We start from the raw sequence: 14,279 nt of genomic DNA on the forward strand, positions 1-14,279 counted from the left end.
ACCGGACGGGAGAGGACGCGCCATGACGCCGCCACGGCTCATCGGTCCCGAGGAACCCGCGGGGTCCTCCGCGAGGGCCGACCAGCTGTTCGCGCTGCAACGCCGCGAACGTCTGATGGACCGGCTGCGGCTGCACGGTGCCGTTCGCGTACGCGATCTCGCGCTGGACCTCTCGGTCAGCGAGCTGACGATCCGGCGCGACATCGCCGCGCTGGCCGAACGCGGCCTGCTGACCAGGGTGCACGGCGGGGCGACGCTGCCCTCGGCCCTGGAGCAGGAGCCGGTGCGCCGCAGGCGGCTCGCGATGCCCGCGTTCACGATCGGGATGGTGGTGCCGTCGCTCGACTTCTACTGGCCGCACATCGTCAGTGGCGTTCGCAACGCCGCGGCCGCCCACGGGGTCAACGTCCAGCTGCGGGGTTCCAGCTACGACCAGGCGGAGGACCGCCGGCAGATCGTCCGGCTGACCGAATCCGGGCAGGTGCAGGGGCTGCTCCTCGCGCCGAACCTGGAGGGCCCGGGCATGCACGAGATGATCGACTGGATCGGCAAGCTGCCGGTCCCCGTGGTGTTCGTCGAGCGCAACACGCCCCACTGGACGCCGACCCCGCACCAGCTCGAATGGGTGCGCAGCGATCACGCGACCGGCCTGGAGATGGCGGTCCGGCATTTGCACACGCTCGGCCACCGCAATATCGGGCTCGTGCTGTCCAAGGGCAGCCCCACCTCGGCACACCTCGCCGTGGGGTGGCAGCGTGCCTGCTCGGAACTCGGCCTGCCCGCCGACTTCCTGATACGCGAGAGCGTCGCCCTCGATGTGCCGGGCCACCGCCGGATCATCGGTGACATCCTGGAAGGCTGCCGCCGCTCCCGCATCACCGCGCTCATCGTGCACAGCGACCCCGACGCGCTCTCGGTGGTCCAGTACCTGACCGAGCAGGGCATCCGCGTCCCCGACGACCTGGCCGTCGTCAGCTACGACGACGAGGTCGCCCATCTCGCCGATCCGGCCATCACCGCGGTACGGCCGCCCAAGGCGCTCGTGGGCCGCACGGCCGTCGAGATGATGCTGGCGCGCCTGCTCGAAGGCAGTCGCCGCCCGGCCCAGCGGGCCCTCATCCTGCCGGAGTTGATCATTCGCGCCTCGTCGCTTCCGGCCGCACCGCACTCCGTGCCCCCGCCCCTGACACGACGCCGCGAACCTGCCTGAGCGGCCCCGGTGGGACATCCACCGGGACCGCTCGCCCTGGGCACGACAGCCCGACTACCGCGCGGCATCCTCCTTGCGCTCCAGCCGGGCGTACGCCGTTCGGAGCCTGCTCGCGAGCTGCTCGACGCCGATCGTGTCGAGGCCGCGCTGCCGCCCGGTCACGGCGGACTCGGCCGCGGCGACAGCGTGCGCGTACGGGCCCCACGACGTGGCCGTGTACGCCCCCGGCTCCCGCGCCGCGGTCTCGGCGAGGGCACGGCGGATCGGCGCCGTGCCGACCGTGCCGCTCACCTCGTGCGGGGCGGAGAAGGTGTTGAGGGCGTCGAGGACGAGCGTCCCCGACTTCAGGACGAACCTCACCCGGTGCCCGCCGTCCGGCAGACCGCGCAGCGTGTACGTCGCCAGACGCTTGTCGGTGGCGGCGGTCTTCGCGTTCCTGGCGACCGGTTGCCCGTCGACGTAGACGTCGAGGACGGCGCTGCCGTCGTTGCCGCCGATGACGTCGACCCCCGTGCCGCGGAACGGGACGGTGAAGGAGGCGCCGGCCGTCGCGCTCGTCGACGTCGTGCGGTACCAGTCCATCGCGTCGCCGAACGCGGCCTTGCGGCTCCACGTGCCCTCGTACGCGACCGCGCTGTCCATGTTGTCCAGCTGTGCCCCGGCGTACGGCGTGTAGCCGTCGACTCTCTCGACCTTCAGGTTGTCGAAGCCCGTCCGCTGGAAGCCGCTCCCGAGCTTGACGCGGCCCTCGGTCTGCGGAGTCGGGTCGTCGTAGACCGCGACCGGCTCACCGTCGACGAAGGCGGTGACCCTCGCCCCCTTCGCCTCGACGGCGAGGTGGTACCTGTCGGCCGCCGCGACACGTCCCTGCGCGCGGGCTGTGCCGTACTCGTAGAACGTCCAGGCGCCGTCCGGACCGATGCGCAGGTTGTAGGCGGCGTCACTGATCGCCATGCCCTTCTGCTGGCGCACCCCCAGGGCCGCGAGACCGCCGTCCGGGTCGGGGAAGGAGACGTCGACGGACGCCTTGTAGTTCTCCCAGCGGAAGTCGCCGACCGTGGTGTTGGGGGTGTTGTTGTTCCAGGCGGCGGTGTCCTTCATGGACTGGTCCATGTACTGGTAGAGCGCTCCGTCGCCGCCCACCTCCCACGCGCCCGTCTGGTCGACCATGTAGCGGGGCTGGTTCCCGCGCGAGGCGAGGTACGGCCGGAACGTCCCCCCGACCTTGACCCGGCCCTCTTCGGCGTACCCGAAGTCGTCCGCGTACAGGTACCTGTCGCGGGTGTCGCCCCGCTTGCCGCTGCCGTCGCTGTCGAGGACGGCGCGTTCCCCGGACTCGGGCAGGCGCTGCTTCGTGGCCGCGTCGGCGCTCTTGTCGAGCGTCGTCAGGGTGGTGATGGAACGCGGTTTCACGGTGTACACGTACGCGCCGTCGGCGGCGGCGGGCCGGATCTCGGCGGCCAGATGCTTGAAGTTGGCGTCGTAGCGCTGTCCGGCGTCGGCCGCCCGGGTCTCCCACACCTCCATCGTGGGGTCACCGCCGAGCCGCAGGTTCTCGGCCTTGATCCGGTACGACTTCGGCTGGTCGCTGTCGTTGACGACGACGGTCGAGAAGTTCCTCTTCCCGGGATCGGCGAGCGTCATGTAACTGGGGGCACCGTTGGAGCCGTCGAGATTCTCGGTGCCGCTCACTCCGCTGTAACTGGCCTCGGGGACGGTGCGCCAGATGCCCGCCGTGTTCGTGTCGTTCTCCCAGCCCGTCTTCGCGAACCCGGTGAACTGTTGCATCACGTACAGCGCCGCGTCGTAGTGGAGGTATCCCGACCACGGGTCGCGTGCGCTGACCAGTTCCTTGTGGCTGTACTGGGCGCCCTCGTAGAAGGAACCGATCGCCGGCTGGAAGATGTAGTGGGTCCGCCTGGAGTTCGCGTAGCTCTTGACGAGGCGGTTGGCGACGTCGAGAGCGCTCTGCACACCGCCGATCCCGGTGCCGGCACCGTTCGGGCCTTCGGTGTTGTTGACGCGGTAGTCGGTGTATCCGAACGAGGCGGTCCCCTCGCTGTACCAGACCTCCTTGTCCTGGCCGTACGCGTTGTCGCCGGTCGCCAACTTCGTGTACGGCAGATAGGTGGAGCTGTCCGCGGCGCCCTCGCGCCGGTCCTCCGTGGTGTAGTGGTAGCCCGTCGCGTCGACGATCCCGAAGAGATCGGCGTCGCTGAGCATCGCCGGACCCATGTTGAGTGTGTTGTTCTCGTCGGAGGCGACGATCTTGATGCGGTGGTAGGCCCGCGCGGCGGCTTCCCGCTCGCCGGCCGGAATTCCGTACCGCTCGTTCGCGAAGTCCGTGTCGTTCACGACCGCGTTCTTGTACCACTTGACGAACGAGATGTCCGGGGTGCGGGTCTCGTTCTTGTCCGGGTTCACGTAGTCGACCATGTACCCGTACTTCTCGTAGACGTCGAGAATGGTCTCCTTGTACCAGCGGTACATCTCGTCGGTGCCGGTGCCCTTGTTCCATTCCTGCTGGACCCATTGGGGCATCTCCCAGCGCAGAATCGAGACCCTGAGCTTCGGATTCACCGTCCTGGCGTCCGCGGCCAGCTGGAAGCCCGGGGACCGGGAGGCGTCGGCGAGCTCGTCCCGTGTGCGCATGGTCGCCGGATCTGCGCCGGTCGAGGTGTTCGTGTCCGACCCCATCTCGACCTTGACGTGGTTGACGAGGGGATTCTCACCGCCGAACAGCACGCGGACAAGTTGCCAGTACCGCTCCGGGTGCTCCGCCTTGTAGTCCATCAGCAGATTGCTCGTACTGTTGCAACTGAGCACGCCGAGGCCCTTGTACGTCAGGCCGTTCACGTTGTCGGCCCGCACGTCGTCACCGTCGACCACGACCTCGACCGGGTCGTCCGCCGCGTGCGTGGGAGGCGCCGCGACCAGTCCCGTCCCCAGTGTCACGGCGGCGGCCGCGGCGAGCGACGCCCATCTCAGCCGGCCCTGCGCACCCTTCTGTGTCCGCGTGGTCGTTCGCATCCGTGTGCGTGTCTTCTGTGTACGCATCCAGCTCGATTCCTTTGCCTCGTCTGCCTCGTCCTGGCTCGGGCGCGGGAACATGACACAACGACGCCGTTCAGGCCCTCTACGGATCAACCCGACACGACCACACTCGTCCGGACTCGAACATCGGAGCCGGGTGCCGCGTTACGCGCCTTCGGACGGTCAGCCCCGGGCGGGAATGCCGGGGTTGTCACACCCCGTGGACACGCGAAGCACGTGAGGCAGGCAACCATCCGTGGCTGCCGACCGTCATGTACGGCATGAAAATCTCATTCCTTATACACAACGCGTATGGGATAGGAGGGACGATCACTACTACGTTCAACTTGGCCCGGGCACTGGCCGATCGACACGACGTGGAGATCATCTCGGTACTCCGGACCCGGGAACGGCCGAACCTCACACCCGACCCGCGCGTGCGGCTGCGCCCCCTGGTGGACCTGCGGCACGAGAAGACCGACCCTCGGCATCTGACGCCGTCGAAGGTCTTCCCCTCGTCCGAGTACCGCTACCGGGAGTACAGCGCGCTGACCGACGAACGCATCGGCGAGGCGCTCGGGGCGCTCGACGCCGACGTCGCCGTCGGCACCCGCCCCGGCCTCAACGTCCACCTCGCCCTCCAGGCCCCCGCGCGGACGGTACGCATCGGACAGGAACACCTCACGCTCGACAACCACCCGCCGCGGCTGCGCAACGCACTGCGCCAGGCCTATCCGCGGCTGGACGCGATCACCCCCGTCACGGAGACCGACGCCGCCGCCTACCGGCGCAAGATGCGACTGCCGGGCGTGCGGGTCCAGGCACTGCCCAACAGCGTCCCGACCCCGGCCCTCCCGCCGGCGGACGGCCGCGAGCGCGTCGTGGTCGCGGCCGGACGGCTGGTGCCGGTGAAGCGGTTCGACCTGCTGATCGAAGCGTTCGCCCCGGTCGCCGCGCAGTACCCCGACTGGACGTTACGCGTGTACGGCAGGGGTGAGGAACGGGAACGGCTGCGTGGGCTCATCGACCGGCTCGGGCTGTACAACAACGTCTTCCTCATGGGCGCCGTGACCCCGATGGAAGCGGAGTGGGTCAAGGGCTCGATCGGGGCGGCGACGTCCGACTTCGAGCCCTTCGGCATGACGATCGTCGAGGCGATGCGCTGCGGGCTGCCGGTCGTGAGCACCGACTGCGCGTACGGACCCGGCGAGATCATCACTCCCGGCCAGGACGGCCGGCTGGTTCCCGTCGGAGACCGGGACGCGCTGGCCGGCGCGCTGCTGGACCTCGTCGGCGACGACGAACTGCGCCGGCGCATGGGGCGCGCCGCGCTGGAGAACTCGCGTCGTTACGCGCCGGCCCCTGTCGTGGCCCAGGCCGAGCGCTTGTTCGAGGAGCTGCTGGCGGCCCGGCACGCCGGCCGGTCGGTGCGCGGGACGGACCACTCCCTGATGAGCGGCGGTTACGCGGCCAGGGACACCATGCTCGTCGCGGCCGGCAGCGTCGTGAGGGCCGTACGGAAGGCGCGGCGATGAACGACGGCGTGGACGGGCCGGTGGAGAAGCCTCGCGGGGACGTGACGGTGGAGGCGGAAGGGCGGCTGACCGTGAGCGTGCTCCTGTCGCTGCCCGCCTCGGCGCGTCCCGGGCTGCTGCTTCAGCCGCGCCCGAAGAAGGGGAAGCCGGAGGGCGCCGCGCGCTACGTCGAGCTGGAACCCGCGGGGCAGGATCGGTGGCGGGCCGTAGTGGAGGCGGCCCCGGCTCTTGAGGAGGGCCACTGGGACGCCTACGTCATGGGTGTGCCGGGCGAAGAGCGCACACCGCTGACGCCCGGCCTGCGCGACCTGCGTGCCCTGGTGTCCGGCGGGCGCGACGACCGGGCCACGCCCGTGGCGGTCCGGATCCCGTACGCCACCAAGGACGGCCGGCTCGCCGTGCGTACCTGGTGGCGGGCCATGCACGCGGAGGCCGGCCCGATCGTCCTCACGGACGACTCGATGACCGTCACGGCGCGCCTGTTCGGTGCCCGGCTCGGGGAGGACGCGACAGCGACGCTGCGCCGACGCGGGCAGGGCTCCGCCGTGCGGCAGGTCGCACTCCGGGCCGAGGACGGCCAGGACTTCTCGTTCACCGTCGACTACGCGGATCTGGTGGCGGAAGGCGGAGGCCGGCCAGCCCGGGAGGCACCGGAGTTCTGGGACGTGTACGTCCACCCGGCCGCCGGCGCACCGCGGATCAGGGTGGGCCGGCTGCTGGACGACATCGCGGAACGCAAGGCGGTCTTCGTCTACCCGGCCGCTCTGCTCGACGGGGTGTCGGTACGTCCGTACTACACGGTCGACAACGACCTCTCCGTGGAGGTCGCACCGCGGCGGACAGGGTAAACCCGGTGCGCGGCGGCGGGGTTGATGCACCGACGCCGCCGCCCGCTGGCTGCGGTACACCGCGACGGGGCCGCCACCGGTGAACAAGCCGCTGCGCGGCAGTAGCCGGGGGTGGCCCCGAGCCTGCGGGGCGGGGCAGAACGGCCGACACCCCGACGGCGGTCCCCGTGGCGGGCCGGGACGGACGTCGCGTGGACCGACGTCGTGATGCACCCTTTCCGAGCGGGGGCCCGGCGCCGTCGGCCGTGGGCGAGAAGCGGCGGCGACGGGCTGACGGACTCCGCCCTCCCGGAGCCGTCGCCGGCCCGTCGTCGCCCGTACTCCTGTGTTCGCAGGGCAGCCGGTCGTCAGCAGCCGACCGGCGAGGAGCCTACGACCACGTCGTCGAACCACAGGGTGTCGTCACCGGTCCCGTAGCTCTCCCAGCCCAGCCGCAGGGAGGTCGGCCTCGGCGGGGTGGACCGGGCGAGCCACTGCTGGTCGACGTCCTGTGTCGGTACGCCGTCGGCGTGCAGCCCCGGCACCTGCTCGTCGTCGAGCCAGGTGTCGAGTGCCGGTGCCGAGGTGTCGACCGCGAATCGCAGGCACTGCCAGCTGTCCGTCGGCAGGGGTTTGCTCAGCCCCACCCCGACCGGACTCTGCGCCGGGAGTGTGGCGTCATCGGTCTCCCGGTTCCACTGGAGGGCACCGTTCTGTCCCCCGATCCGCAGCGCCTTGCCGCCCTGGGAGCTGTCCGGCATCGACACGAAGGTGACGTGCGCGGCCGGGAGCGCGGTGGTGTGCCGCACCCACATGCGGATGTACAGCACCGGGCCGACCGACGACAAGTCAGCGGTGGCGGCCGCGAAGGCGTGGTTGCAGTAGCCGGCCCGCCCGTCAAGCCGCAGCGACCGCGTACCGCTGTGCGCGACTTCCGTGTCGACGGCTGCCGTGCCCGTGCCCTGGCAGTCGGGCGCCGTGAACCGCCAGTCCCCCGCCGGGGCAGGGCCGGCCTGGTCCTCGAAGTCCTCGCAGACGGCGGCGTCGCCGCACTCCGCGGAGGGCGGCGTGGTGGGGGGTGGCGTCGTGGGAGGTGGTGTGGTCGGCGGCGAGGTGCCGTCACCGCCGCAGGACACGCCGTTGAGGGTGAAGTCGGTGGGCGCCGACGCGGCCGACTGCCCGGCTCCTTGCAGTCCGAAGTCGACGGTGCCGCCGGCGGCCAGCACCCCGTTCCAGGCAGTGTTGACGGCGGTCACGGAGTGGCCGGTCTGTGTGACGGTCGCGTTCCAGGCGGAGGTGACGTGCCGGTCGCCGTCGTACGTCCACGCCAACTGCCAGTCGCTGAGCGCCGAACCGGTGTTGGTGATGCGCACCTGGGCCGTATAGCCGCCGGTCCACTCGTTGACGGTGTAGTCGACCCGGCATCCGGACGCCGTGGCCGAACCGCTGGCGGGCACCACGACGAACACGGAGAAGACCAGCGCGAGAGCGGCCGCGGCCGCCGTCCAGGGTCTGCGCGGTAATCGCGGGAGAAGATTCGGCATGTGCGCCTCCTCGGGGTGGGGAACCGTGGGACCGTGCGATGGGAGCGCTCCCATTCATCACATCGACATGACGGCGTACTGTCAAGATGGGGATCCGTCCGAGTTCACCCGGCCCACCGGCCGGCCCCACCGGTGCGGGGCGCGGCACGGTCGCCGTGGGCGGGCGGACGGCGGTCCGGCCGCGGATGCCGGGAACGTGACGGCGCCCCCGCTCCACGGGCGCCAGATGTCAGGGCCCGTAGGAGATGTGCACGTCCTTGAAGCCGAGGGACTGCAGCAGGCCCTCCAGCATTCTGGTGGTGTTGGTTTCGGCTCTCGTGGTCAGGCCGCTGTCCTTGGCCGCGTCGCCGATGTGCGCGACCGCGAGTTTCTGCACGGCGTGTTCGCTGTTGGGGTTGTCCGAGAACACGTCTCCGAGGCGGTCGAGCAGGCCGCGTTGTTTGGAGACGGCGTAGGAGTGGTCGGCGTCCAGGGCCGGCTTGCCGAGCCGCGCGTGCGGGAGCCGCAGTGTGGCAGAGGTGCGGTCGTCGTTCACCGTCACACCGTTCGCGCCGACGTTGCCGAGGTCGACGTACGCCTCCACCGTGCCCGCACCCACATAGAGCGTGCGGGAGCCGCGCACCGCGTCCGGCAGGTACTTGGCGTCCTTCTCGAGGTCGACGACCACCTGGAAGTTTCCGGAGGCGGCGTCGAAACGGCTCATGTCCTTGATGGACTTGAGGACAGCGGGGCCCGAGCGGTCGGTCGTCTCGGTTCCGAACAGGTCCTTGATGCCCGGCAGTACGGCCAGCCTGATTCCGGCGAACAGCACCGCGAGCACCAGCACGAAGGCGGTCACCACCTTCGCCCAAGCGGGCATGCGTCTGGGCAGGGGCCCGGGGGGATTCGTCATCCGATGGCCCTCCTTTCCTGTACTTCGGATGCCCCCGGAAACCCTTACGAGACAGACGAGTTGAGGAACGTACGAGGAAGTCGCCCGATTCGGGCGGAGGAAGGGACGGTGGGGACGCCTCCAGCCGCCGGATGCCGTGCCGCGCGGAGCCGACCGGCGGGCACGCGCGAGAGCGGTCGGGAACAGGACCATCGGCGCGGTGCCGTCCCCCGGCCCACGGCCGAATGAGGTCAAGGGGCCCCGGGCGCGTGATGGACCGCTCGACCCGGGGAACCCTATCTCGCGTCCCATCGCGGCCCCCGACGAAAGGACCCGGCCATGTCCGCCCGACCGACCACGCTCGACTCCAGCACCGGCCTGCCCCAGATCTTCGAGCTCGCCCAGCAGCTCCGTGTGGACTCGGTGCGCTCCAGCACGTCCGCGGGGTCCGGGCACCCCACCTCCAGCCTCTCGGCGGCGGACCTGATGGCCGTGCTGCTCGCCCGTCATCTCCAGTACGACTGGTCCGCGCCGGACAACCCCGCCGGCGACCACCTCATCTTCTCCAAAGGACACGCGTCACCTCTCCTCTACGCCATGTTCAAGGCGGCCGGAGTCATCAGTGACGAGGAGCTGATGACGACCTACCGCCGATTCGGCCACCGCCTCCAGGGCCACCCCACCCCGGTCCTGCCCTGGGTCGACGTGGCCACCGGCTCTCTGGGCCAGGGCATCGCCTACGGCGTCGGCATCGCACTGGCGGGCCGCGACCTGGAGAAGCAGCCCTACCGGGTCTGGGTGCTCTGCGGGGACAGCGAGATGAGCGAGGGGTCCGTCTGGGAGGCGCTCGACAAAGCGGGCCGGCACCAGCTGGCCAACTTCACCGCGATCGTCGACGTCAACAGGCTCGGTCAGAGCGGGCCCACCGAGCTCCAGTGGGACACGGCCGCGTACGCGCGGCGTGCCGAGGCATTCGGCTGCCGCGCCCTCGTGGTCGACGGCCATGACCTGGAAGAGGTCGACCGGGCCCTGACCACCGCCGCCGACGGGCAGGCACCTACCGTCATCGTCGCCAGGACCGTCAAGGGCCAGGGCGTCAGCGAGGTCGCCGACCGGGAGAACTGGCACGGCAAACCGCTGCCCGAGGATCTGGCCGAGCGCGCCGTGGCCGAACTGGGCGGAGTCCGCGACCTGCGGGTGCGCGGCCCCCGCCCGCCCGAGGCCACCGCTGTCGCGGCCCCCGAGGCGGGCACGGTGGAGCTGCCTCACTACGACGTCGGGGACGTGGTCGCCACCCGGGTCGCCTTCGGCAAGGCACTGGCCGCTCTCGGCGCCCGCCCGGAAGTGGTCGCCCTGGACGCCGAGGTCGGCAATTCGACGCACGCCGAGGACTTCCGGAAGGTCCACCCGGACCGGTACTTCCAGATGTACATCGCCGAACAGCAGCTGATCGCCACCGCCGTCGGTATGGCCGTCCGCGGATACCGCCCCTACGCCACCACGTTCGCCGCCTTCCTCACCCGGGCGCACGACTTCATCCGGATGGCCGCCGTCTCCGGGATCACCATGGCGCTGTGCGGAACGCACAGCGGTGTGGAGATCGGCGCCGACGGCCCCTCCCAGATGGGCGTCGAGGACCTGGCGATGATGCGCGCGATCCTCGGGTCCACCGTCCTGTATCCGTCGGACGCGACCTCGGCCGCCGCGCTGACGGCCGCCATGGCGGACATCGAAGGCATCTCGTACCTGCGCACCACGCGAGGCGCCTACCCGGTGCTGTACGCCGAGGGCGAAGCCTTCCCGCCGGGAGGTTCGAAGACCCTGCGCGGAGGCGGCGACGACGACCGGGTCACCCTGATCGGCGCCGGTGTCACCCTGCACGAGTGCCTGGCCGCCGCCGAGGAGCTCGCCGCCGACGGGATCCCGGCCCGCGTCATCGACCTGTACTCGGTCAAGCCCCTCGACGCCGACGCCGTGGTCCGCGCCGCCGCGCACACCGGCGCCCTGGTCGTCGCGGAGGACCACCACCCCGAAGGCGGTATCGGCGAAGCGGTCCTCTCGGCCCTCGCGGCGTCGGGCAGCCACCCCCGCTTCGCCCACCTCGCCGTCACCGCCCTGCCGGGTTCCGGCACCCCCGGCGAACTCCTCGATGCGGCCGGTATCTCCCGCTCCCACATCGCCGGGGCCGCCCGCGCCCTGGTCAAGGATCACTGAAGCGGTCGGCGTACGCTCCCCGGTCGCACCGGCGGGGTCCCGTCCGGCCCGTCGGGGGCGGGACCGGGCGGACGACCCGGCCGTGGCACCGCCCGCACGCTCCCTGGAAGCACGGGTTCCCGGCACCCCTGCGGCCACGGCCTCGCAGCCGAACCGGCGATGACGGGGACGACAGGGACGACCGCTGCGGTGTCAGTCGGCTGACGTATCGTTCCCGCCACCACACACCCCGACTCGGAGGACCAAGAGAATTGACCGGCATGTCCGCCTTCCCGCTGCCCTTTCACGCTTCCCGTCCCCTGTCGTTCGCGACGCCCCGGACGCTGCGGGAACTTCAGATGATGCAGTGCAGCTCACACATTCGGGCGAAGCCGGGATGGTTCGCCAAGATGCACGATGCGGACATCGTCGCCAGGTGGACGCAGGAAGCGGTCGCCCAGGGGCTCACCGAAGCGCAGGTTCGTTACGTGGTGGCCGAACTCGCGCACTACGCGGCGCTGCGGGACGAACGGACCGGCATCGAGGTGTCGGCCGTGGACGGGGTGTGGCAGTCGGACACACTGGTCGACGACGAACTCGGGTCCCGGCTGCGCCAGGCGGTCCGGGTTCTGGAACAGGTCCCCGAAGCCGATCAGGACTGGCATCCCGGATCCGACGGCCAGGTCATGGATCTGGTTCATCCCTCACTGTTCTGTCTGGTGAGAGAGGTGAGCGGCGCGCCCGAGCGAGCTTGGCTGAACGCGGCCGTCCGCTATGCGAAGTACGAGTTCTCGGACACGTACCAGTGGCTGCCCACGGACGTCGACGTCCGTTCGGACGGCGGTGTCGCGTTCCGGTCGTACGTCAACAACGTCCACCCCGAGACTCATCATGAACTGGCCTCTGTTCTCCCGGACTTGTTCGCGCGCGTCCGCCCTCTGTTCGAGAACGTGCTCACCGACCTGCGTCATCCTCGTCCCCTGCGGATCGAGGCCGATCCCTTTGGGTGGTACGACGCGGAGCCGGAGTATCCGGAGCGGTCCTCCTACAGTGATGACGAGGCCTACGCGACAGCGGTCGACGCATGGGAGGAGGCCCAGGAGGACTGGTGGGAGAACCGCCGACCGGTCATACCCGACGCACCGGCCTTCGTCGCACCCGAGTTGCCCGGGGAATCTGACCGCGTCGACCTGCTCGGCCGCCGTCTCCAGGTCATCGTCAAGCTCGCCACCCTTCACCTCACCCCGGACAAGCCCGAGTACACCGGCGGTTCCTGGCATGTCGAGGGGATGCTGAACGAGCGGATCGTGTCGACCTGCATCTACTACTGGGACAGCGAGAACATCACCGAGAGCCGGCTGAGCTTCCGGGCGGCACTCGGCGACCCACGCTACGAGCAGAACGACGACACCGGTCTGCGGGAGGTCTACGGCCTGGAGGACGAGGACGCGCTGAACCAGGCACTGGGGTCGGCGCCGACGCCGGCAGGCCGCTGTCTCGCGTTCCCGAACATCCTGCAACACCGCGTCGGATCGTTCCGCCTCACGGACCCCACCCGCGCGGGACATCGCAAGATCCTCGCGTTCTTCCTGGTCGACCCGTCGGAGAAGATCGTCTCGACATCCGATGTGCCACCGCAACAACCGTGGTCGGACACCTCGACCATGACGCTTGAACAGGCCAAGGGGTTCCGCGAACAGCTCATGCGGGAACGGAAGTTCTTCGTCGACGAGCACAACGGGCAGCTCTTCGAGCGAGAGTTCTCGCTCTGCGAGCACTGAGCCGCGCCGCGTCGGCACCGAGTCCCCTGTGGCGTCCCTGACCGACGGGCCGGGGGGCGGGCTCCCGTTCGGCCCCGTCCGCCGGGCAGGTGCCTTCCCCTGGGCAGGTCGCTCGTCAGAGGCACAGCGGAAGCACACTCCGTGCCGCTACGGGCGGCCGATGGTCACGGCGCCCCGGAAGCGGTCCGGCGACAGGGTGGACATCGTGTCGAGCGACGCGTCGGGGACCGGCAAGAGGTGGGCGTCGACCCAGGTGTCCCCCGTAGCCGCGTTGGCCCACGGATCCTCGATCACCACAGCTCCGGGCACGACGCCGTGGCAGAGCACCCAGTGCGGCACGTCGAACCCCTGCATATCGGCGAGCGAGAGCAGGAGCAGCACGTGCTCCCGTCGGCCGATCGCGTCCCGGATCGCGGTCATGGAGAGGTGGCCCGGATCGATGGGTACGCCGATCCGTCCCGCGTCCGTACGCGAGGCCCGCTGGAGCAGGGCACGCCACTCCTGGTCCTTCTCCGGGTGGTGGTCGACCAGGACGGGCCGCTCCGTGTCGAGGTGGATCTCGACCGGGGACGACGGCCAGGCGCGGCGCACGGCGACGCCCAGTCCGACCGGCTCGCATGCCAGGAAGTTGTTCGCGTCGCGCCACAGCGTCAGCTCGGCCTGACGGTCGAGGGCCTCCCGGGGCAACGCCCCCGCGTGGGCCTGCGCGACCAGGGCGGTGACGGCACCGCACGTGAAGTGCGTGGTCTGCCCGTAGTACGGGGGCTCGGCGACCACGGCGTCGCTCAGCCAGCGGACGTACCCGGAATCGGGCCCGTCCGCACCCTCCGACTGTGTGAGCGGAGGACTCAGGGAGGCGAAGCCGGCGGCAGCGGCGTCCTCGGGATCCACCGTCCAGCCTTCCCACTTGACCTGTGCGAGCTCCCGGTGGCGAGCGTGGGCGACGACTGCCGCCACGGCTGCCCGTACGTCGCCGACGGCATCGACGATCTTCAGATAGCCCGTGTTCGGGCGAGCCGTCACCAGTGCGGCAGCCGTCCACTCCGCACCGTCGTCACCCGGAACGGCGACGATACGAGGGGCGTGAGCCGAGCGGTCGACCGCCTGCCAGCGCTCCGGCACCCGGTGGTCCCCGAGCAGCCTCGACAGGGCGGGCGACTCACCGGCCACGAACGGGACGACGATGCTCTTCACGGGCGTTTCCTGTTGGGACGTCATTCCGGTGCTCCTGGCGGGAGGTTGAGGGACGGGGGGAAAGACGGGCAGACGCCCGTGGGCACGTGGA

The 14,279-nt window shown here is 70.5% G+C and carries 9 protein-coding genes; 5 read left to right on the plus strand and 4 right to left on the minus strand.

Annotated features, from left to right (window positions below):
- The first annotated feature begins 22 nt into the window (after positions 1-22).
- Entirely contained in the window at positions 23-1,210 is a 1,188-nt protein-coding gene (locus ACGFZA_RS29130) for a substrate-binding domain-containing protein (RefSeq protein ID WP_393682985.1), read from the plus strand.
- 54 nt (positions 1,211-1,264) lie between these two features.
- Here the strand turns inward: ACGFZA_RS29130 and ACGFZA_RS29135 are convergent, their stop codons facing one another.
- The gene (locus ACGFZA_RS29135; protein WP_393682987.1) at positions 1,265-4,240 is read right to left on the minus strand and encodes a GH59 galactosidase; all 2,976 of its coding nucleotides are present in this window, start codon (positions 4,238-4,240) and stop codon (positions 1,265-1,267) included.
- A gap of 284 nt (positions 4,241-4,524) precedes the next feature.
- On the opposite strand from ACGFZA_RS29135, the gene ACGFZA_RS29140 reads away from it, so the two are divergent.
- Positions 4,525-5,778 carry a glycosyltransferase family 4 protein gene (locus tag ACGFZA_RS29140; RefSeq protein WP_385276609.1) on the plus strand — a complete coding sequence of 418 codons (1,254 nt, stop codon included), beginning with the start codon at positions 4,525-4,527 and terminating at the stop codon, positions 5,776-5,778.
- The gene (locus ACGFZA_RS29145; RefSeq protein WP_385276606.1) at positions 5,775-6,626 is read left to right on the plus strand and encodes a hypothetical protein; all 852 of its coding nucleotides are present in this window, start codon (positions 5,775-5,777) and stop codon (positions 6,624-6,626) included. Before ACGFZA_RS29140 ends, ACGFZA_RS29145 begins: the two co-directional genes overlap by 4 nt.
- 347 nt (positions 6,627-6,973) lie before the next feature.
- Here the strand turns inward: ACGFZA_RS29145 and ACGFZA_RS29150 are convergent, their stop codons facing one another.
- On the minus strand, positions 6,974-8,149 hold the full coding sequence (locus ACGFZA_RS29150) for a cellulose-binding domain-containing protein (protein ID WP_393682989.1): 1,176 nt from the start codon (positions 8,147-8,149) through the stop codon (positions 6,974-6,976).
- Positions 8,150-8,378: 229 nt separating this feature from the next.
- The gene (locus ACGFZA_RS29155; RefSeq protein WP_385276600.1) at positions 8,379-9,041 is read right to left on the minus strand and encodes a DUF4230 domain-containing protein; all 663 of its coding nucleotides are present in this window, start codon (positions 9,039-9,041) and stop codon (positions 8,379-8,381) included.
- Positions 9,042-9,359: 318 nt separating this feature from the next.
- On the opposite strand from ACGFZA_RS29155, the gene ACGFZA_RS29160 reads away from it, so the two are divergent.
- Positions 9,360-11,234, plus strand: a complete 1,875-nt coding sequence (locus tag ACGFZA_RS29160; RefSeq protein ID WP_393682992.1) for a transketolase — start codon at positions 9,360-9,362, stop codon at positions 11,232-11,234.
- Between the two features lie 251 nt (positions 11,235-11,485).
- Positions 11,486-12,994 (plus strand): DUF4246 domain-containing protein, encoded by a 1,509-nt coding sequence (locus ACGFZA_RS29165; protein WP_393682994.1) that lies wholly within the window; start codon positions 11,486-11,488, stop codon positions 12,992-12,994.
- A 147-nt stretch (positions 12,995-13,141) separates the two neighbouring features.
- Here ACGFZA_RS29165 and ACGFZA_RS29170 read toward each other — a convergent pair whose 3' ends face one another.
- Positions 13,142-14,212, minus strand: coding sequence for a peptidase C39 family protein (locus tag ACGFZA_RS29170; RefSeq protein WP_385276591.1), 1,071 nt, complete (start codon positions 14,210-14,212; stop codon positions 13,142-13,144).
- Positions 14,213-14,279 lie beyond the last annotated feature (67 nt).

Source organism: Streptomyces sp. NPDC048211, assembly GCF_043202315.1.
Classification (GTDB): Bacteria; Actinomycetota; Actinomycetes; order Streptomycetales; family Streptomycetaceae; genus Streptomyces.

Excerpts from the sequence above, each read along its gene's own strand:
- ACGFZA_RS29130 (WP_393682985.1), top strand. The coding sequence starts at position 23 with ATGACGCCGCCACGGCTCATCGGTCCCGAGGAACCCGCGGGGTCCTCC.
- ACGFZA_RS29135 (WP_393682987.1), bottom strand. The coding sequence starts at position 4,240 with ATGCGAACGACCACGCGGACACAGAAGGGTGCGCAGGGCCGGCTGAGA.
- ACGFZA_RS29140 (WP_385276609.1), top strand. The coding sequence starts at position 4,525 with ATGAAAATCTCATTCCTTATACACAACGCGTATGGGATAGGAGGGACG.
- ACGFZA_RS29145 (WP_385276606.1), top strand. The coding sequence starts at position 5,775 with ATGAACGACGGCGTGGACGGGCCGGTGGAGAAGCCTCGCGGGGACGTG.
- ACGFZA_RS29150 (WP_393682989.1), bottom strand. The coding sequence starts at position 8,149 with ATGCCGAATCTTCTCCCGCGATTACCGCGCAGACCCTGGACGGCGGCC.
- ACGFZA_RS29155 (WP_385276600.1), bottom strand. The coding sequence starts at position 9,041 with ATGACGAATCCCCCCGGGCCCCTGCCCAGACGCATGCCCGCTTGGGCG.
- ACGFZA_RS29160 (WP_393682992.1), top strand. The coding sequence starts at position 9,360 with ATGTCCGCCCGACCGACCACGCTCGACTCCAGCACCGGCCTGCCCCAG.
- ACGFZA_RS29170 (WP_385276591.1), bottom strand. The coding sequence starts at position 14,212 with ATGACGTCCCAACAGGAAACGCCCGTGAAGAGCATCGTCGTCCCGTTC.